The organism is Nocardiopsis sp. MG754419, from assembly GCF_018207095.1.
Lineage (GTDB): Bacteria > Actinomycetota > Actinomycetes > Streptosporangiales > Streptosporangiaceae > Nocardiopsis.
In genome coordinates this window covers 1-212 of record NZ_QOCZ01000468.1, presented here as the reverse complement: position 1 = coordinate 212, position 212 = coordinate 1, and the positions used below count along the sequence as shown (strand labels likewise).

Annotated in this window: 1 rRNA gene; it reads left to right on the top strand. The window is 58.0% G+C overall.

The features are described 5' to 3' along the window. Window positions 1-142: 142 nt before the first annotated feature. Window positions 143-212, top strand: a 5S ribosomal RNA gene (gene rrf, locus DSY14_RS28560); the annotation flags it as partial.

The following is a 212-nucleotide window of genomic DNA, read 5'->3' as shown; positions in this document are numbered from 1 at the left end:
GGTGGAGCTGACCGGTACTAATAGGCCGAGGGCTTGTCCGCTGCAGATAATTGGTTGCTCGCGCATGTTGTTCACGAAGCTTTCCCGCCCGTGGCTCCCTCTCCTTTTTGTGGGGGGTTGAGTGTGGGTGGGGGTTGGTTTCCGTGGTGGTTTTTGCTGGAGGGTCACACCCGGTCTCATTCCGAACCCGGTCGTTAAGTCTCTTTGCGCTG